Origin of the sequence: Ruegeria marina (genome assembly GCF_900101475.1) — a bacterium.
GTDB classification, from domain to species: Bacteria; Pseudomonadota; Alphaproteobacteria; order Rhodobacterales; family Rhodobacteraceae; genus Ruegeria_B; species Ruegeria_B marina.
The window spans coordinates 53,664-71,628 of record NZ_FMZV01000009.1; the positions used below are offsets into that span (position 1 = coordinate 53,664).

Annotated in this window: 21 protein-coding genes; 10 read left to right on the forward strand and 11 right to left on the reverse strand. The window is 59.6% G+C overall.

The genetic code is table 11. The features are described 5' to 3' along the window. Position 1 precedes the first annotated feature (1 nt). Complete coding sequence (locus BLT75_RS13380; protein ID WP_245706526.1) at positions 2-1,090, forward strand: alpha/beta hydrolase; 1,089 nt, start codon at positions 2-4, stop codon at positions 1,088-1,090. On the opposite strand, the gene BLT75_RS13385 is transcribed toward BLT75_RS13380, so the two are convergent. The 3 genes from BLT75_RS13385 to BLT75_RS13395 are packed head-to-tail and all read right to left on the reverse strand — an operon-like array spanning position 1,087 to position 3,370. Next, positions 1,087-1,677 carry a Smr/MutS family protein gene (locus BLT75_RS13385; RefSeq protein WP_093032381.1) on the reverse strand — a complete coding sequence of 197 codons (591 nt, stop codon included), beginning with the start codon at positions 1,675-1,677 and terminating at the stop codon, positions 1,087-1,089. The genes BLT75_RS13380 and BLT75_RS13385 overlap by 4 nt on opposite strands. After that, entirely contained in the window at positions 1,677-2,717 is a 1,041-nt protein-coding gene (mltA, locus tag BLT75_RS13390; protein WP_093032385.1) for a murein transglycosylase A, read from the reverse strand. The genes BLT75_RS13385 and mltA overlap by 1 nt, the downstream gene beginning before the upstream one ends. After that, positions 2,714-3,370 (reverse strand): Tim44/TimA family putative adaptor protein, encoded by a 657-nt coding sequence (locus BLT75_RS13395; protein WP_093032388.1) that lies wholly within the window; start codon positions 3,368-3,370, stop codon positions 2,714-2,716. Before BLT75_RS13395 ends, mltA begins: the two co-directional genes overlap by 4 nt. A gap of 108 nt (positions 3,371-3,478) precedes the next feature. Here BLT75_RS13395 and BLT75_RS13400 point away from each other — a divergent pair, with 108 nt between their 5' ends. Together BLT75_RS13400 and secB are read left to right on the forward strand one after the other, a co-directional pair. Then, on the forward strand, positions 3,479-3,985 hold the full coding sequence (locus BLT75_RS13400; RefSeq protein WP_093032390.1) for an FxsA family protein: 507 nt from the start codon (positions 3,479-3,481) through the stop codon (positions 3,983-3,985). A gap of 54 nt (positions 3,986-4,039) precedes the next feature. After that, complete coding sequence (gene secB, locus BLT75_RS13405) at positions 4,040-4,540, forward strand: protein-export chaperone SecB (protein WP_093032392.1); 501 nt, start codon at positions 4,040-4,042, stop codon at positions 4,538-4,540. Between the two features lie 24 nt (positions 4,541-4,564). On the opposite strand, the gene dnaQ is transcribed toward secB, so the two are convergent. Genes dnaQ through BLT75_RS13425 form a run of 4 tightly spaced genes read right to left on the reverse strand, consistent with a single transcriptional unit; the run spans position 4,565 to position 7,299 of the window. Further along, positions 4,565-5,287 carry a DNA polymerase III subunit epsilon gene (dnaQ, locus tag BLT75_RS13410; RefSeq protein WP_093032395.1) on the reverse strand — a complete coding sequence of 241 codons (723 nt, stop codon included), beginning with the start codon at positions 5,285-5,287 and terminating at the stop codon, positions 4,565-4,567. Further along, a complete protein-coding gene (gene coaE, locus BLT75_RS13415) occupies positions 5,280-5,873 on the reverse strand; it encodes a dephospho-CoA kinase (protein WP_093032398.1) in 594 nt (197 codons plus the stop codon). Before coaE ends, dnaQ begins: the two co-directional genes overlap by 8 nt. Beyond that, a complete protein-coding gene (locus BLT75_RS13420; RefSeq protein ID WP_093032402.1) occupies positions 5,870-6,703 on the reverse strand; it encodes a shikimate dehydrogenase in 834 nt (277 codons plus the stop codon). Before BLT75_RS13420 ends, coaE begins: the two co-directional genes overlap by 4 nt. Then, a complete protein-coding gene (locus tag BLT75_RS13425) occupies positions 6,700-7,299 on the reverse strand; it encodes a Maf family protein (protein ID WP_093032405.1) in 600 nt (199 codons plus the stop codon). Before BLT75_RS13425 ends, BLT75_RS13420 begins: the two co-directional genes overlap by 4 nt. Positions 7,300-7,710: 411 nt before the next feature. On the opposite strand from BLT75_RS13425, the gene BLT75_RS13430 reads away from it, so the two are divergent. The 7 genes from BLT75_RS13430 (at position 7,711) to BLT75_RS13460 (ending at position 15,075) form a co-directional block, all read left to right on the forward strand. Beyond that, the gene (locus tag BLT75_RS13430) at positions 7,711-8,160 is read left to right on the forward strand and encodes a CopD family protein (protein WP_093032408.1); all 450 of its coding nucleotides are present in this window, start codon (positions 7,711-7,713) and stop codon (positions 8,158-8,160) included. A gap of 124 nt (positions 8,161-8,284) precedes the next feature. Beyond that, positions 8,285-9,556 (forward strand): transcription termination factor Rho, encoded by a 1,272-nt coding sequence (gene rho / locus BLT75_RS13435; protein ID WP_093032411.1) that lies wholly within the window; start codon positions 8,285-8,287, stop codon positions 9,554-9,556. Between the two features lie 30 nt (positions 9,557-9,586). Next, positions 9,587-10,873, forward strand: coding sequence for a tRNA uridine-5-carboxymethylaminomethyl(34) synthesis GTPase MnmE (gene mnmE, locus BLT75_RS13440; RefSeq protein WP_093032414.1), 1,287 nt, complete (start codon positions 9,587-9,589; stop codon positions 10,871-10,873). 12 nt (positions 10,874-10,885) lie between these two features. After that, on the forward strand, positions 10,886-12,754 hold the full coding sequence (mnmG, locus tag BLT75_RS13445; protein WP_093032841.1) for a tRNA uridine-5-carboxymethylaminomethyl(34) synthesis enzyme MnmG: 1,869 nt from the start codon (positions 10,886-10,888) through the stop codon (positions 12,752-12,754). Continuing rightward, positions 12,751-13,368: a 16S rRNA (guanine(527)-N(7))-methyltransferase RsmG gene (gene rsmG / locus BLT75_RS13450; protein WP_093032418.1), complete on the forward strand. Its 618-nt coding sequence runs from the start codon at positions 12,751-12,753 to the stop codon at positions 13,366-13,368. The genes mnmG and rsmG overlap by 4 nt, the downstream gene beginning before the upstream one ends. After that, a complete protein-coding gene (locus BLT75_RS13455; protein WP_093032421.1) occupies positions 13,361-14,164 on the forward strand; it encodes a ParA family protein in 804 nt (267 codons plus the stop codon). The genes rsmG and BLT75_RS13455 overlap by 8 nt, the downstream gene beginning before the upstream one ends. A gap of 20 nt (positions 14,165-14,184) precedes the next feature. Continuing rightward, positions 14,185-15,075, forward strand: coding sequence for a ParB/RepB/Spo0J family partition protein (locus BLT75_RS13460; RefSeq protein ID WP_093032424.1), 891 nt, complete (start codon positions 14,185-14,187; stop codon positions 15,073-15,075). Here the strand turns inward: BLT75_RS13460 and BLT75_RS13465 are convergent. From BLT75_RS13465 to rph, 4 genes are read right to left on the reverse strand one after another with little or no spacing between them, the layout of a single operon-like run. Further along, entirely contained in the window at positions 15,065-15,418 is a 354-nt protein-coding gene (locus tag BLT75_RS13465; protein WP_093032427.1) for a YbaN family protein, read from the reverse strand. The two genes, BLT75_RS13460 and BLT75_RS13465, sit on opposite strands and share 11 nt — an antisense overlap. Before the next feature lie 4 nt (positions 15,419-15,422). After that, on the reverse strand, positions 15,423-16,580 hold the full coding sequence (gene hemW, locus BLT75_RS13470; protein ID WP_093032430.1) for a radical SAM family heme chaperone HemW: 1,158 nt from the start codon (positions 16,578-16,580) through the stop codon (positions 15,423-15,425). Next, complete coding sequence (gene rdgB, locus BLT75_RS13475) at positions 16,570-17,184, reverse strand: RdgB/HAM1 family non-canonical purine NTP pyrophosphatase (protein WP_093032433.1); 615 nt, start codon at positions 17,182-17,184, stop codon at positions 16,570-16,572. The genes hemW and rdgB overlap by 11 nt, the downstream gene beginning before the upstream one ends. Then, positions 17,181-17,894, reverse strand: coding sequence for a ribonuclease PH (rph, locus tag BLT75_RS13480; protein WP_093032436.1), 714 nt, complete (start codon positions 17,892-17,894; stop codon positions 17,181-17,183). The genes rdgB and rph overlap by 4 nt, the downstream gene beginning before the upstream one ends. Positions 17,895-17,965: the final 71 nt, after the last annotated feature.

Sequence of the window (17,965 nt, forward strand, 5' to 3'; positions counted from 1 at the left end):
CGTGATCTTCGCATGTGTCGCGCTGCTGGCGGGCTGCACCGATCGCTCTTTTACGCCGGTAACACCCGAAGCGCTGGAGATCGGCTCTCCGGCGACCGTGTTTGCGGCGACGACCCGTGAACAGGAACAGGACGGGTCTTTCGGCCCCGAACGCACGGAACGGCTGAGCTTGCTGGAACTGACCGTGTCGATCCCGCCGGATCGCCGGCCGGGGCGGCTGGATTTCGGCTACGGTCAGGCCAACCCGGAGAAGCAGTTCATCCTAGCCGGGCAGAAGGTGTTCAACCGGCCCGATGCATTCACCGCACGGCTGCGCGAGGAGCTGGCGCGCCAGCCTCAAGGCAATCGCGAACTGACGCTGTTCATCCATGGGTTCAACTCGACCCAGACCGAAACCGCCTATCGCGCGGCGCAACTGGCGCATGATATCGAGATGCCGGGAGTGTTGATGATCTATTCATGGCCCAGCAAGGGCCATGCACTGGGGTATGCCTATGACGGTGACAGCGTGGTCTTTGCCCGCGACGGGCTGGAAAACGTGCTGTTGCGTTTGGGAGCGTCCGGAATCGACCGGCTAACCGTGGTGGCGCATTCAATGGGATCGTTTCTGTTGATGGAAACGCTGCGCCAGATCGACCTGCAGCAACCAGGCTGGACGTCGCGCAATCTCGATGGTGTCGTGCTGATCTCTCCCGATCTCGATCTGGACATTTTCCGCAGCCAGGTGACACGACTGAAGGAAGTACCGCAGCCGTTCATCGTTATGGCTTCGGAAAAGGACAACGTGCTGAACCTGTCGCGGCGGTTGCGCGGCCTGCAAAGCAGCGAACGGCTGGGACAGATCAGCTCGGCCGCGCTGATCGCCGATCTGCCGGTGACGGTGATAGATACAAGCCGCTTCTCGGACGAGGCGGAGTCCGCTCATTTCGTGGCCGCGACGTCACCCACGCTGCTGGCCATGATCGCCGATGCCCGAAACATGACCAACCTGTTCGAAGCCGGCGGGCTGCCGCTGGAACGGGCCTTTCCGGGCATCGTCAGCTATTCGCGTGAATATCTAGGCATCGACCTGGCCGGCGGGGCGCGCTAGTTTCGCGCCCGCCGGATATAGACGTAATAAGCCCCTTCGCCGCCGTGGCTGACATGGGCAGGCGTGACCTGTAGAACCGCCTGCGCCAGCGGCGGCAATGACAGCCATTGCGGCACCTGATGCCGCAGCACGCCACGAGGTGTGGGAATCGGTCCGGGATCGTCCCGATCCTTACCCTTGCCGGTCACCACCAGCACCAGCCGCCGGCCCTGCGCCTGCGATGCGAGGATGAATCGCACCAGCGCGGGGTGGGCGGTATCGACCCGCATGCCATGCAGATCGAGCTTGCCTTCGGGTTTCAGCTTGCCGCGCCGCATCCGGGTATAGACCTTGGCATCCATCTGGACCGGCGCATGTCCCAGACGGTCGGTGATCGATGGCGACAAGACGTGGCGCTGCGGCCTGGCGCGCGCGCTCTGGCCGATTTCGAACGGGTCCAGCGACATTGGCAGGGGTTTGGCGGGGTTCGGTTTCGGCAGCGGCTTGGGATGTGTCGAATCCATGCGTTCCGGGTGCAGCCTGTCAGCCTGCCGGACCACCTTGCGCCAGAGGTCCACCTCTTCCCTGGTCAGTTTCCGCCGGGTCATCAGAACCCGTCCGGCAACAGGGCATAGGCCCGTTGAATCGGCAGCAGCACGACCATGCGCCCGGTATCACGCAGGGTGCCGGCCGCCTGTCCGGCCGCATCGCCGGTGCCGAAGAAGATATCGGCCCGTTGCGAGCCCTTGATCGCCGACCCGGTGTCCTGCGCCACCATCAGGCGGCGCATCTTGCCCTGACCGTCCTTCTCGATCCAGACCGGTGCGCCAAGCGGCGTGTGGGCCGGGTCAACCGCGATCGAGCGCAGCGGCGTGACGGAGCGGTTCATCGCGCCCAGAGGCCCGCGATCGGCAGGCAGATGGCGAAGTTCGCGGAAAAAGACATAGGAAGGGTTGTGAAACAACAGTTCCTGACCGGCCTCGGGATTTCGGCGGACCCAGTTCTTGATCACTTCGGCACTGACCTGGTGTGCCGAATATATTCCGCGCCGGACCAGTTCCACCCCGATCGAACGATAGGGGTGACCGTTGGCGCCGCCGTATCCGACGCGCAGGGTCTGGCCATCCGGCAGGCTTATCCGGCCCGAACCCTGGATCTGGAGAAAGAAGAGTTCGACCGGATCGTCGACCCAGGCAATTTCCAGCCCCCGGTTGTCCATCACGCCCGAGGTCAGGATCTGCCGACGGTCGAGCCAAGGGTTCGATTCGAGTGCCTCGGGCGGCATCTTGTACAGTGGATAACGGAACTGCGCTGAAGGAAACCGGGATCCGGTCAGTTCCGGCTCGAAATAACCCGTGAAAAGGCAATCCTGACCGTCCTCGATCAGGACCGGGCGGAAGAACAGTTCAAAGAAGCCCCGCGCCGTGTCCGGTGTCTGTTCGCGGGCCACGGCACAGAGCGTTCGCCAGTCCGGATCATCGAACAAGTCACAGGTGTTGGTGAAAACCGAAAGGGCCGCGGCGTGATCGTCCGCGGCCCATCCATCCAGCATGTCGAAGGTGAGAATCGTATGCATCGTCTCCGCCGCTCCGGTGTGAGCGGTCAGGATGGCGCCTGCCAGAACTGCCGACCGGAGCGCGCCAATCATGCGTCCGTTGCGACAAGCAACCAGTTGGGATCGTCGGTGCCCATGACGCGGGCAAAGGTCCAGACGTCCTTTTGACGTTTGACCGAGGTCGGGCTGCCCTCGACGATGTCGCCGCCACGGTCGCGGACGACCGAGGTCAGTTCGCCCACAAAACGCATGGTGATCTCGGCGCGGTTGCTGTCCTTGTCGAAATGCACGTCCTGAATGGCGGTTTCCCGCACGCCAACGAATTCAGCCTCGATCGTCAGGCCCTGATCTTCGCGGGCGGCGACAACGCCGACGAAGGTTTCGAACACGTCCTCGGCCAGAAACGGTTCGATTTCCTTCAGATTACCACGTTCGAAACCCATCACGATCATCTCGTAGGCCCCGCGGGCACCCTGAACGAAATCGCCGACGGAAAACGCCGGTTCGATGCGTTTCATTGCAGCCAGTTCCTGAGCTTGCGGGCTGTCTTCGGGAACATGATCGGTGATGTCGCGATCGGGTCCGCCCTCGATAACTTCGAAATCACGGCGGGTCCTGTTTTCGGGTTTCTGAGCCTCGGGCGGCTTTTCAAAACCTTCACGTGTACCCAGCACGCTCTTCAGGCGCAGAATCAGGAAAATCGCGATGCCGGCCAGCACAAGAAGCTGGATCAGGGGAGAATTCATTATGTCCTCATCTCAGGCCAGAAACTTTGTAAGTTTCCCGTTCGGTCACTATGTAGGGAACCGATCCCGTCAAGTCCACAGCCGAGGTTAAGGGAAAGGAAAAGGCAAATGTACCTGTTTCTGGCATTTCTGCTGGTTCCAATCATAGAAATCGCCCTGTTTATTCAGATTGGCGGCCTGATCGGGCTGTGGCCGACGCTTGCCATCGTGGTTCTGACCGCGGTTCTGGGAACTTGGCTGGTGCGGACACAAGGTCGCATGGCTCTCGCCCAGTTGCAGCGCGCCTTTTCTGATCTGGACGACCCGACCGAGCCTTTGGCGCATGGCGCGATGATCCTGTTTTCCGGGGCGCTGCTGCTGACCCCCGGGTTCTTTACCGATGCGCTGGGGTTTGCCCTGCTGGTTCCGGCCGTGCGGGTGGCGGTATTCCGCTATCTGCGATCGCGCATCACGGTGACACAGTTCCAGATGGGACCGGGGGCAGGTTTCGGTGGCCCCAAAGGCACCTATGGCGGCAGTGGCGACGTGATAGATGGCGAATGGGAAGAAGCGCCGAAACCGCACCGGCGCGATAGCGGCCCGTCCGGCTGGGTCGAAGGGCCGGACCGCCATTGAGGTGGGGCAGCCAAGCTGCTAAGCAAAAGAAAAACCATATTTTGGAGGAACTCCATGGCCGAAACCGACGCTGCCACCCCCCAGCAACCGCCGCAAATCCAGATGCGTGTTCTGGGCCAATTTATCCGGGACATGTCGTTCGAAAACGTCATGGCCCAGCGCGGAGCATCCGGAGATGTTCAGCCGGACGTCAGCGTTCAGGTTTCGCTGGACGCCAAAAAGCGTTCGGCGGAAAACCAGTACGACGTTTCCATCAAGCTGAACATCACCTCGAAGGCAAAAGGCATGGACGACGTTCTGTTCGTGTTGGAACTGGATTATTGCGGTATCTTCCATGTCGAGGGCGTACCGAACGAGCAACTGCATCCCTTCCTGCTGATCGAATGCCCGCGGATGCTGTTCCCGTTCCTGCGTCGCATCGTCAGCGATGTGACCCGTGACGGCGGTTACCCGCCGCTGAACCTGGACAACATCGATTTCATGGCGCTCTACCGCAACGAACTGGCGCGTCAGCAAGCCGCCGCACAATCGCAAAAACAGCAGGCCGATGCCTGATCCTGTAAACGCGCCTGACCTGCGTCAGGCGCGTTTCCACAGCGCCTTTTCCCCCAGTTTTTCGACAAAAGCGTCATGCGCAGCGCGCTCGTCATCGGTGATACGCGGCGGCAAAGCGGTCGGCCGCGGATGCGGGCGCCAGCTCTCGATCGTACCTGCACCGCTGCTGACGACGGCGGACAGGCCGAAATCCGGCTGCTTTCCCCCGATCAGTTCCAGATAGACTTCGGCTAGGATTTCCGAGTCGAGCAGCGCGCCGTGCAGCACCCGGTTCGAATTGTCGATCCCGAAGCGGCGGCAGAGCGCATCCAATGTCGCAGGTGAACCGGGAAAATTGCGCCGGGCGATGGCTAGCGTGTCAATGGCCCGCTCAAAGGGAATTTCCGGCAGGCCAATCCAGCGCAGTTCGGCATTGAGGAACTTCATGTCGAAGGCAGCGTTATGGATGACCAGTTTCGCATCGCCGATGAAATCGCGAAAGGTCTGGCCGATCAACGAAAACACGGGCTTGTCCTTGAGTGTCACCTGTCCGGGCTGCGGCTGTTGCGGCGGGTCCAGCAGATCGGGGCCGATGCCGTGGACGCCGAATGCCTCAGCCGGCATCATCCGTTGGGGGTTGATGTACTGGTGATAGGTTTCGCCGGTGGCGACATGGTTCCACAGTTCAATGGCCCCGATCTCGACAATTCGGTCGCCTGTTTCCGGATCGAAACCTGTTGTTTCCGTATCTAGAACAATCTCACGCATCGCTTTGCCTTGCCCGTATCTGCCTGACCACATCCTGCACCTGTGCGCGGGCATGGTCCAGCGTGTCGGTGACGATGACGAAATCGGCGCGGGCGCATTTTTCGTCGTTGGGCATCTGCTTGGCGCGGATCTGTTCGAACTGCGCCTCGGTCATGGTGCCGCGCGCCATCACGCGGTCTTTTTGCACCTCGGGCGGAACCGAAACGCAAGCCACCGCATCCATCGCCGCATCGCCGCCGGTTTCGAACAACAGCGGGATGTCAAAGACGAGGATGTCGGCGGTTGCGGTTTCACGGAACCGCGCGCGGTCCTGCGCCACAAGGGGATGTACGATGGATTCGATCCGTTTCAGCGCCGATGGGTCGGCCGCAATGATCGCCTTGAGCGCATCGCGGCTGACCGCGTCATTCAAAATGGCTTCGGGAAAAACGGCGCGCATGGGTTCGACCGCCGCGCCACCGGGCGCATAAAGCCGGTGCACTGCGGCGTCGGCATCCCAGAGCGCACATCCCTCTTCGACAAAAAGGCGCGCCGTGGTCGACTTGCCCATGCCGATGGAGCCGGTCAGGCCAAGTAAAAATGTCATCTGAGGGCGGCCGCCCGCGTTGCCGCATCGACCGTGGGCCGTTCCCCGAACCAGCGTTCAAAACCAGGGACCGCCTGGTGCAGCAACATGCCCAAACCATCGACGGTGGTGCATCCCATCTCTTCGGCCGTGGCCAGAAGACGGGTCTTGAGCGGGGTATAAACCAGGTCTGTCACCACGGCATCGGGGCGCAACCCGTCCAGCGGCACGCGCAGTTCGGGTTTGCCGACCATGCCGAGCGAGGTCGTGTTGACCACCAGTCGTGCGTCTTCGACCACGTTGCCGGCCTGCACCCAGTCGGCCACGGTCACACGCTGGCCGAAATCATCGCGCAGTTTCTCGGCGCGCGGGCGGGTGCGGTTCGTCACGATGATTTCCGGCACACCGGCCTCGGCCAGGGCCGAGATCACCGCCCGCGCCGCGCCGCCAGCGCCGAACACGACGGCCGGACCTGCCTTGGGATCCCAATCAGGGGCACCGCTGCGCAGGTTTTCGAGGAATCCGTATCCGTCTGTATTATCACCCAGAATGCGGCCGTCCTCGCGAAAAGTCAGCGTATTCACCGCTCCGATCAGGGTAGCCCTGTCGCTGATCTGGTCGACGCAGGACATCACCGCTTCCTTGTGCGGAATGGTGACATTGACACCCACGAAGCCAGCCTTGGGCAGGGTTCGGATCACCTGCGCCAGATCCTGCGGCGCGACATCCATCGGGATGTAATGGCCATTGATGCCATAGGTCTTGAGCCAGTGGCCATGCAGGCGTGGCGATTTCGAATGGGCGATCGGATGGCCGATCACCCCGGCCAATGGAATTCGGCTGTCCGTCATGTCTCGATCACCTCCCGCAACGCCAGAAAGTTGAGTAGTTCCAACATGGGGATACCCAAAACGTTAAAATAGTCGCCGTCAATGGCGGTGAAGAGACGAACACCCTCTTCCTCGAGCTTGTAGCCACCCACGGCGTGGCGGATGCTGTTCCAGTTACGGGCGACGTAACCCGTCAGGTAGGCGTCGGACAGTTCGCGCATTCGCAGACGCACTTGCCCGACGTGACGCCATATCGGCTGGCCGTCCTGATAGATGACCGCCGCGGAGAGCAGCATATGCCACTGGCCGCGCATCTCCTTGAGTTGCCCCAGCGCGGTATCCGGGCTGTCGGGCTTGGACAGCATCCTGCCTTTAAAGTCGAGCACCTGATCGCAGCCGATCACCAGGGCGCCGGGATGTTTGTCACTGACCTTGCGCGCCTTCAGCTCAGCCAGGGCGTCGGCGATGTCGCGCGGCGGGGCGCCCTCTGCAAGCAGCGCCGCTTTTACGGTTTCTTCATCGACCCGCGGCACGATCCGGGTAAACGGAATGGCGGCGTTTTCCAGCAACCGGGCCCGTATCTCGGAACCCGATGCCAGGATCAGGGGGACAGTCATGTGGAAAACCCCGTGGGCAAGGCGTTGGTTTGACTTGCATGGTTTTTCATTCTTTTCGGGTTGACACGCAACCCCATGGAGAACGCGAAAAACCCGCGGGAGTCGCCCGCGATCCATCCTTTCGGGACAAGGATAACTCGGGCCTGCGGGATAAACCGGGTTTTCCCAGCGGATCAACAGATGATCCTGTAATTTTCCACCTTGTCAGGTTTCAGGTAAATATCTGTTTAAATTCAATTATTTTTATCTTCTCCACATCTGTATGAAAACCTGTCGCGCGTTTTTCACATTGGGGAAAAGGCCGGGATGGCGCAGTTATCCACGGGATCAGGGTTCCCTACAAAACCAACATCCTTTCTTCTTTTCTATATTTATGATTAGACCCGACCCGGCACACCGGAGCGAGACGAGATGGAAGACCTGCTGTTCGTGATCTACCCCTGGGTCAAGTCCCTGCATATCATGGCGGTGATCAGCTGGATGGCCGGTTTATTCTACTTGCCTCGTCTGTTCGTCTATCACGTCGAAAAGGCCGGGAAGGTGCAGGATGCACCGGTGATATTCCAGGAGATGGAGGAGAAGCTGATCCGGGTGATCATGCGCCCGGCGATGGTGGTTTCCTGGGTCTGCGGCCTGATCATGGTGGTCACGCCGGGTATCATCGACTGGGGCGCGGTCTGGCCCTGGGCCAAGGGCGTATCGGTGATCGGGATGACATGGTTTCATCACTGGCTGGGACTGCGGCGCAAGGATTTCCTGATGGGCCGCAACCGTCTGACCGGCCGGCAGTACCGGATGATGAACGAGGTGCCGACGTTGTTGATGGTAGTGATCGTGCTGGCGGTGATCGTGAAATTCTGATCCCCCTTTGACTCTCGCCGCCAGCCGCCTTATCTAGGCCGCAAGCGCCCGTCCGGGCAGCCGTGCAATTCCCGATGCCAATTCCGTTTGAGCCGCTTCTGCAAGCGGCAGAGGACCGTATACGATGACGATCGAATCCCTGAATCTTGCCGACCTCAAAGCCAAGAGCCCCAAGGACCTTCTGGCCATGGCCGAGGATCTGGAGATCGAAAACGCCTCGACCATGCGCAAGGGCGAGATGATGTTCCAGATCCTGCGCGAACGCGCTGACGAGGGCTGGACCATCGGCGGGGATGGCGTGCTGGAAGTCCTTCAGGATGGCTTCGGGTTCCTGCGCTCGCCCGAGGCGAACTATCTGCCGGGTCCGGACGATATCTATGTTTCGCCCGATATGATCCGCCAGTATTCACTGCGCACTGGCGACACGGTCGAGGGAGAGATCAAGGCGCCCGACGACAACGAGCGGTATTTCGCCCTGACCAATGTCACCAAGATCAACTTTGAAGACCCGGAAAAGGCGCGTCACAAGATCGCCTTTGACAACCTGACACCGCTCTATCCGGATGAGCGACTGAAGATGGAGATCGAGGATCCGACCATCAAGGACCGCTCGGCCCGGGTCATCGATCTGGTCGCGCCGATCGGCAAGGGGCAGCGGTCGCTGATCGTGGCGCCGCCGCGGACCGGCAAGACGGTGATCCTGCAAAACATCGCGCATTCGATCGAGAAGAACCACCCCGAGTGCTATCTGATCGTTCTGTTGATCGACGAACGCCCCGAGGAAGTCACCGACATGCAGCGTTCGGTCAAGGGCGAGGTGGTATCCTCGACCTTTGACGAACCGGCGGCGCGTCACGTGGCAGTTTCGGAAATGGTGATCGAAAAGGCCAAGCGCCTAGTCGAACATAAACGAGATGTTGTTATCCTTCTCGATTCGATCACAAGACTTGGTAGGGCATTCAACACCGTGGTGCCGTCCTCGGGCAAGGTTCTGACTGGTGGTGTGGACGCAAACGCGTTGCAACGACCCAAGCGCTTCTTTGGCGCCGCACGGAATATCGAGGAAGGCGGGTCGCTGACCATCATCGCAACCGCGCTGATCGACACCGGCAGCCGGATGGACGAGGTGATCTTTGAAGAGTTCAAGGGCACCGGCAACTCGGAAATCGTGCTGGACCGCAAGATTGCCGACAAGCGGGTGTTCCCGGCCATCGACATCCTCAAGTCCGGCACCCGGAAAGAGGACCTGTTGGTCGAGAAGAGCGACCTGCAAAAGACCTTTGTTCTGCGCCGCATCCTGAACCCGATGGGGACGACAGATGCGATCGAGTTCCTGTTGTCGAAGCTTAAACAGACCAAGACCAACGGCGAATTCTTCGATTCAATGAATACCTGATCCGGTTCACATCGGGGTTAGGGGCTGGAGATGGACACGATATTCGCCCTGGCCACCGCGCAGGGAAAGGCAGGCGTGGCGGTGATCCGCTTGTCCGGTTCGCTGTCGCACAAGGCTGCCGAAATATTGACGGGGTCCCCCGTGCCAGACAGGGGCATGGTTTTGCGCACCTTGCGTGATTCCAAAGGCCTTCGGCTGGATGATGGGGTTGTCTTGTCCTTTCGGGGACCGGCGAGTTTCACCGGCGAGGATGTTGTCGAATTCCAGATACACGGTAGCCTGGCGACGACCGAGGCTGTCCTGCGCTGCCTGGGGCAGTACGATGGGCTGCGTTTGGCTGAACCGGGGGAATTCACGCGGCGGGCTTTGGAAAACGGAAAACTCGACTTGGCCCAGGTCGAAGGTCTTGCCGACCTGATCGACGCCGAAACCGAGGCGCAACGGAAACAGGCGCAGGCAGTTCTATCCGGTGCGCTTGGCCAACTTGCCGAAAGCTGGCGGCGAAAACTGATCCGCGCGGCCGCCTTGCTGGAGGCCGTGATCGACTTTGCCGACGAAGAAGTGCCTACAGACGTATCTCCCGAAGTACGGGACCTGCTGACCAGTGTCCGAGGGCAGTTGCAACGGGAAATCTCGGGGGTGCGCATTGCCGAGCGTATTCGGACGGGGTTCGAGGTTGCGATCATCGGTCCACCGAATGCGGGGAAATCCACGCTTTTGAATGCTTTGGCAGGGCGCGAGGCGGCCCTGACTTCCGAAATTGCCGGTACGACACGGGATGTGATCGAGGTTCGAATGGACCTAGGCGGATTGCCTGTCACCCTGCTGGATACCGCAGGACTGCGCGATACCGGAGATGTTGTCGAAGGCATGGGAATTGCTCTGGCGCGTCGCAGGGCGGAGGCGGCGGATCTGCGTGTTTTCCTGACCGATGATCCTTTGGCGACTGGAATTGAAATAAGGGAGAGCGATATCCATGTTCTTCCCAAGGCCGATCAACGCAAGACGCCGGACGGGGCCATCTCGGGTGTGACGGGGCAGGGGATCGACCAGTTGGTCGATCGGATTGCCGCGGTGCTAAAAACGCGTTCGGCCAGCGCCGGAATTGCAACCCGCGAACGCCATCGTGCGGCTATGATGGTTGCTTCGGATGCACTGATGCGGGCAGAGGGCATTCTGGAATCGGGTCCGGACCTGTATGATATTGCATCGGAAGAACTTCGAACCGCGATCCGCGCCCTGGAATCTCTGGTTGGCCGGATAGATGTGGAAAACCTGTTGGATGAGATTTTTGCATCCTTCTGCTTGGGAAAATAAGGAGTGTTTCACGTGAAACATTCGGATTTCGATGTGGTCGTGATTGGAGCCGGGCATGCCGGCGCGGAAGCCGCACATGCTGCGGCGCGAATGGGCGTGCGTACAGCATTGGTCACGCTTTCCGAACGCGACATTGGCGTGATGTCGTGCAATCCGGCAATTGGTGGTTTGGGTAAGGGGCATCTGGTACGTGAGATCGACGCTCTGGACGGCGTCATGGGGAGGGTTGCCGACAGGGCCGGTATCCAGTTTCGCTTGTTGAATCGCCGGAAAGGGCCGGCCGTCCAGGGACCAAGGGCACAGGCTGACCGCGCCTTGTATCGCGCTGCCATGCTGGCCGAAACACGCGCGCGCAAGGGGTTGGAGCTTGTCGAGGGAGAAGTTGTCGATTTCCTTTTGGATGGAGATTCGGTGCGCGGTGTCATTCTGGCGGACGGTTCCGAATTGCGCTCTCAAGCGGTGATTCTGACCTCGGGCACATTTTTGCGTGGGGTGATTCATATTGGCGATGTATCGCGTCCAGGTGGGCGAATGGGTGATCGCCCGTCGGTGCAGTTGGCGGAACGGTTGGACGGCTACGGCTTGCCGACGGGTCGCCTCAAGACTGGTACGCCGCCGAGACTGGATGGCCGGACCATAAACTGGGATGTGCTGGAAAGGCAGGAAGGAGACGAAGAGCCTGTTCTTTTTTCATTTCTGTCGAAATCGGTTTACGCCCGGCAGATAGCTTGTGGAATTACGCATACGAACTCGCGCACCCACGAGATCATCGAAAAGAACCTAAACAGATCGGCGATGTATGGCGGTCACATCGAAGGTGTAGGTCCACGCTATTGTCCTTCGATCGAGGACAAGATTGTCCGTTTTGCCGATAAGGAGTCACATCAGGTCTTTCTGGAACCAGAGGGCTTGGAGGACCATACCGTATATCCAAATGGAATCTCGACCTCTCTTCCGGTGGATGTGCAGGAGGCCTATGTCCGTTCGATTTTCGGGTTGGAAAACGTGACCATTCTGCAACCGGGTTATGCAATCGAATACGATTATGTCGACCCGCGTGCCTTAACCTCGCAATTGAGCTTGCCGGATGTTCCAGGACTGTATCTTGCCGGCCAGATCAATGGGACCACGGGATATGAAGAGGCCGCGGCACAAGGGCTTGTTGCCGGTTTGAATGCGGCTTGCCGGGTGCTCGGGCGCGATCCAGTCCAGTTCAGTCGCGGCAATAGCTATATTGGCGTAATGATCGATGATCTGACCACGCGCGGTGTTTCTGAACCCTATCGGATGTTCACGTCGCGGGCCGAGTTCCGCCTGTCTCTTCGGGCGGATAATGCCGATCAACGCCTGACGCCGATCGGTATGGAACTGGGCTGCGTCAGCGAAGAGCGGAGTAAGGTGTTCAGTTCAAAGGCGGAAAAACTCGCTGCGGCAAGGCGCACACTGGAAGACAGGACATTTACACCGAAGGAAATACTGGCGGCCGGCGTTCAGCTGAATCAGGATGGAACTCGACGGACCGGTTTGCAAGTCCTGGCGTTTCCCGATGTCAGCTTTGACACGATCGTCAGCCTTGTACCCGACTTGGCCGATACCGAGCTCGAGATCCGTCAACAAGTTGAACGTGATGCGCTTTACACGAACTACATTGCCCGGCAGGAAAGGGATGTAGAAGCCATGAAGCGGGACGAGACCTATATAATCCCGCGTGATTTTCCATTCGAGCAACTTGATGGCCTTTCAAACGAACTGAAGCTGAAATTGGGTCGCGCCAGACCAGAGAACATTGCTCAGGCTGCCCGAATTGACGGGGTGACTCCCGCGGCACTTGCCTTGATTCTGGCTCGCCTCCGGCGGGACGCCAAGGTTCGCTCTGCATGAACTGGCCATTGTCTACACTTTCCCTCGATGTTTCACGTGAAACATTCGATCGATTGGATCAGTATGTGCAGTTGGTTCGCAAGTGGAATCCACGCATAAACCTGGTATCCCGCCGAAGTCTGGATGAGATCTGGGAAAGGCATATTGCTGATTCCGTTCAGTTGTTCGACCTGGCGGCACCAGTAGAAAAATGGGTTGACCTTGGAAGTGGCGGCGGGTTTCCGGGACTGGTCTGCGCCATTCTTGGACGAGAGAAAATGCCCGAAGCCCGGTTTGTCTGTATAGAAAGCGACCAAAGGAAATCGGCTTTCTTGCGAACCGTAGTGCGCGAGTGCGACGTTCGCTGCGACATCATCAATGAAAGAATTGAACAAGCCCTACCGCAGCAAGCCGACGTTCTGTCTGCCCGTGCATTAACGGATCTTTCCGGATTGCTGGAATTTGCCGAAAGGCATCTGAAACCTGACGGCATCGCCTTGTTTCCAAAAGGTGAAAGCTGGAAAAAAGAAGTGGATAATGCGCGGAAGCAATGGAATTTCCAGGTCGATCCCGTTACTAGTTTGACCGAGCCTCAAGCCGTTGTTTTGAAACTCAAAGGAATCGCGCGTGTCTGATCTTTCCCGTCCTGCAGGCCCCCGGATCATAGCGGTCGCAAATCAGAAGGGCGGGGTCGGGAAGACGACAACCGCCATAAATCTGGCGGCGGCGCTGGCCGAAACCGGTTTGCGCGTGCTGGTTGTGGATCTTGATCCGCAAGGGAACGCGTCGACCGGACTTGGTATCGAAGACCGCGATGTGACGACATACGAATTGTTGGTAGACGACGCACCTCTCAATGCAGTAATTCAGCGGACCAGTATTCCCGGTCTCTCCATCGTGCCGGCAACCGTTGATCTCAGTTCGGCGGATATCGAGTTGATGGCCAATGAAAAGCGAAGCTTTCTGTTGCACGATGCCCTGCGGCAGACGGCGATGGATGCCTTTGGCTGGGACTACATCCTGATAGATTGCCCACCGTCACTGAACCTTCTGACCGTCAATGCCATGGTGGCCGCACATTCGGTATTGGTGCCCCTGCAAAGCGAATTTTTCGCACTGGAAGGTCTGTCACAATTGATGCTGACCATCCGAGAAGTGCGTCAGGCGGCCAACCCGGACCTCCGGATCGAAGGTGTTGTGTTGACCATGTATGATAAACGCAACAACTTGTCCCAACAGGTGGAAAAGGACGCTCGCGACAATCTGGGCGAACTGGTGTTTGAAACCCGGATTCCGCGAAATGTCCGGGTCAGCGAGGCGCCATCTTATGCAATGCCGGTTCTGAGCTATGATCCCAATTCTCTGGGCGCTATTGCATACCGGGACCTGGCGGTTGAACTGTTGAAGAAGCATAACAAGATTGCCGCCTAAGCGGCAGAGAGGAGCGACGCATGGTTTCCAACAAACCTAGGGGATTGGGACGTGGCTTGTCGGCCTTGATGGCGGATGTCACTCACTCTGCCGAAACGCAGGCGGCGGATTCTCCTCGACGCCCGGATCGCGCGGTTCCGATTGAAAAGCTGCGGGCAAATCCGAACCAGCCGCGCCGGAGTTTCACTCAGGAGGCGTTGGACGAACTTGCGGCGTCGATCAAGGAAAAAGGGATTCTTCAGCCATTGATCGTGCGCCCGGTCGAAGGTGGAATGTACGAGATCGTCGCGGGCGAGCGGCGGTGGCGCGCGGCTCAGTTGGCGCAACTGCATGACATTCCGGTACTGATACGCGAGTTGGATGATACCGAAGTCCTGGAAATCGCCATCATCGAGAATATCCAGCGCGCCGACCTGAACGCGGTGGAAGAGGCGGCCGGATACCGGCAGTTGATGGACAGGTTCGGTCACACGCAGGAAAAGCTGGCTGAGGCGCTTGGCAAAAGCCGCAGCCATATCGCGAACCTGCTGCGGTTGCTGTCGCTGCCGGATGACGTGCAGCAGATGGTGGTCGAAGGTAAATTATCGGCGGGTCATGCCCGTGCCCTGATCACCAGCGACAATCCGTTGGAACTAGCGAAAATTGTCGTCCGTGATGGGTTGTCGGTGCGCGCAACCGAAGCACTGGTCAAGAAACAGGCCGAAGGGGATAAGCCAGCCGCACCAGTACGCCCGAAGACCATCAGAGATGACAAGGATGCCGATACACGAGCGCTGGAAAAGGATCTTTCAGCTATCCTTGCAATGAAAGTCGTGATCAACCACAAACCCGGAACGGAAACAGGGCAGGTGATCCTGACCTATGAGAACCTAGATCAACTGGATGACCTTTGCGCAAAACTCAGCCGTTAGGGCGCGTCCAGATAAACACAAGTACACAGCCCAAAACCACGGCCTGGATGATCAGGACATGGGATGGCGCGGAAAAGACGACCGATAATCCGAAAACGGCGGCCACCGACAAGGTTGCCGCCTTTTTTGCCGTCGGCCGAATGGCGCCAAACGTCTGCCAGTCGTTGATCATCGGGCCGAACAGCCGATGAGTCAGAAGCCAAGTGTGCAGGTGTTCCGATGAGCGGGCAAAGAAGAATGTGGCAAGTAAGAGGAAGGGAACGGTCGGGAGAAGCGGCAGGATAATGCCGATAAGAGCCAGTCCGACGCAGACCAACCCCAATGCCGCCCAGATGTATTGCATCGGCTTACTCCGCCATCAATTCCAGGATGACCGCATTCAGGACGGCCCGCCCCTTGGATGTGGCGCGCAGGCGTCCGTTTTCCACCGTGATCATGCCCAGATCGGCGAGGTGAGAAACTTGATGCGATGACAAAGGACGCGACGACAGGGTTTGCCAGCGGTCAATATCTAGACCCTCGCGTATTCGCATCCCCATCATCAGGTATTCATCTGCCTGTTCTTGTAGATCAAGCGCTGTTCTGACCGATTCACCGGAGCCCTTGGTCACCGCAGACAGCCAGGCACCGGGATTGAGCGGACTTTCGGTGGCAAACCTTTTGCCGTCAATCGTAACGCGCCCATGCGCGCCGGGGCCGATCCCGATGTAATCGCCGTAACGCCAATAGATCAGGTTGTGCCGCGACTCCGCTCCTGGCCGGGCATGGTTCGAGACCTCGTAGGCAGGCAGGCCGTGTGCTGCGCAGACCTCTTGCGTGATCAGGTACATGTCGGCGGCGTCGTCATCGGCTGGAAGGCCGCGCAGCTTGCCGCGCGCGTAGCGGTCGCCAAAAGCGGTGCCGTCCTCGATCGTCAGTTGATAGAGCGAGAGGTGATCAACGGCCATCGCCAGTGCGTCGTTCAACTCCGCGCGCCAGGCATCGGGCGTCTGGTCCTGCCGGGCATAGATCAGGTCGAAACTCACCCGGTCGAAACAGCGCCGCGCAATGTCGAATGCCGCGCGGGCCTCGGCGACGGTGTGAATACGGCCCAGCCGCTGCAGGTCACGTTCATTCAGCGCTTGTACACCCATCGAAATGCGATTGACCCCGCCGTCGCGATAGGCTGCAAAACGTCCGGCCTCGACCGAACCGGGATTGGCTTCGAGCGTGATTTCCATGTCATTGGAGGTGGGCCAGAGGCGGCGGGCGGTTTCGATCACCGCCGCAACCGTTTCCGGCATCATCAGCGACGGAGTGCCGCCACCAAAGAATATCGTGTTCAGAACTCTTCCGGGAAGTTCAGATGCATAGCGTTCAAGCTCTGAGACATAGGCTCTAACCCAGGCTTTTTGGTCGATTTCAAGGGCAACGTGGCTGTTGAAGTCGCAATAGGGGCACTTGGCCTGGCAAAAGGGCCAATGCACGTAGAGGCCAAAGCCCCCATGTTGCCAGTCATCCGCCAAAACAGCCCTTCACGAATTTCTCCACCGCCCGCGCGCGGTGGCTGATCTTGTTCTTTTCCCAGCGGTCCATCTCGGCAAAGGTCAGGTCGTAGCCATCGGGTACAAACATAGGATCATAGCCGAACCCGGCCGCACCGCGGATGGGCCAGACCAGGTGACCGGGGGCGACGCCTTCGAACACTTCGTCATGGCCATCGGGCCAGGCCAGCACCAGCGTGCAACGGAATTGCGCCAGACGGGGATGAGGGGCTTCTTTGGCCTCTAGTTCGTTGTGGGCGCGGGTCATGGCCATCATGAAATCACGCCCGTTGCCGGTTTCGGCCCAGTCTGCGGTAAAGACGCCCGGCGCGCCATCCAGCGCGTCGATGGTGATGCCGCTGTCGTCGGACAGGGCCGGCAGGCCGGTGGCACGGGTGGCGGCATGGGCCTTGATCCGGGCATTTCCGACAAAGGTGTCCTCGGTTTCTTCAGGCTCGGGCAGGTTCATTTCGGCGGCGCCAACGACCTTGACCCCAAAAGGTTGGAGGAGATGCGCCATCTCTTCCAGTTTGCCCTTGTTGTGGGTCGCGATCAGCAGCGTATCGCCTTCGAACCTGCGGGTCATGCGGTGGCGGCCTTTTGTGCGGCCACCAGTTCGCCCACACCCTTTTCGGCGAGGCCCAGAAGCTGGTCGAGCTGCGCGCGGTTAAAGACGGAACCTTCGGCGCTCATCTGCACCTCGATCAGTTTACCTGATCCGGTCATGATGAAATTGCCGTCGACGCCTGCCTCGCTGTCCTCGGGGTAATCGAGGTCCAGCACCGGCTGGCCGGCGTAGATGCCACAGGACACGGCGGCCACCGGATCGACCAGCGGGTCGGTGATGACATCGCCCGCCTTCATCAGCTTGTTCACGGCCAGCCGCAGCGCCACCCAGCCTCCGGTGATCGAGGCGCAGCGGGTGCCGCCATCGGCCTGAATCACATCGCAGTCGACGGTGATCTGGCGTTCGCCCAGGGCTACCCGGTCAACGCCCGCGCGCAGGGCGCGGCCGATCAGGCGCTGGATCTCGACCGTGCGGCCGCCTTGCTTGCCGCTGGCGGCCTCGCGCCGCATCCGGGTGTTGGTGGCACGCGGCAGCATGCCGTATTCGGCGGTGACCCAACCCAGGCCCGAGCCCTTGATGAAGGGGGGTACGCGGTCCTCGATAGTGGCGGTGCACAGGACATGCGTGTCGCCCATCTTGATCAGGCATGAGCCTTCGGCATGTTTTGTGAAGGCGGTCTCGATTGAAACCGGGCGCATTTCGCTTAGATCTCGTCCAGAGGGTCGCATGGGTCATCCTTTGCTGTTGCGCAGGGGATACCGCCCGCAGGGGCGGCGATGCAAGCCCGATTGACCTTTTC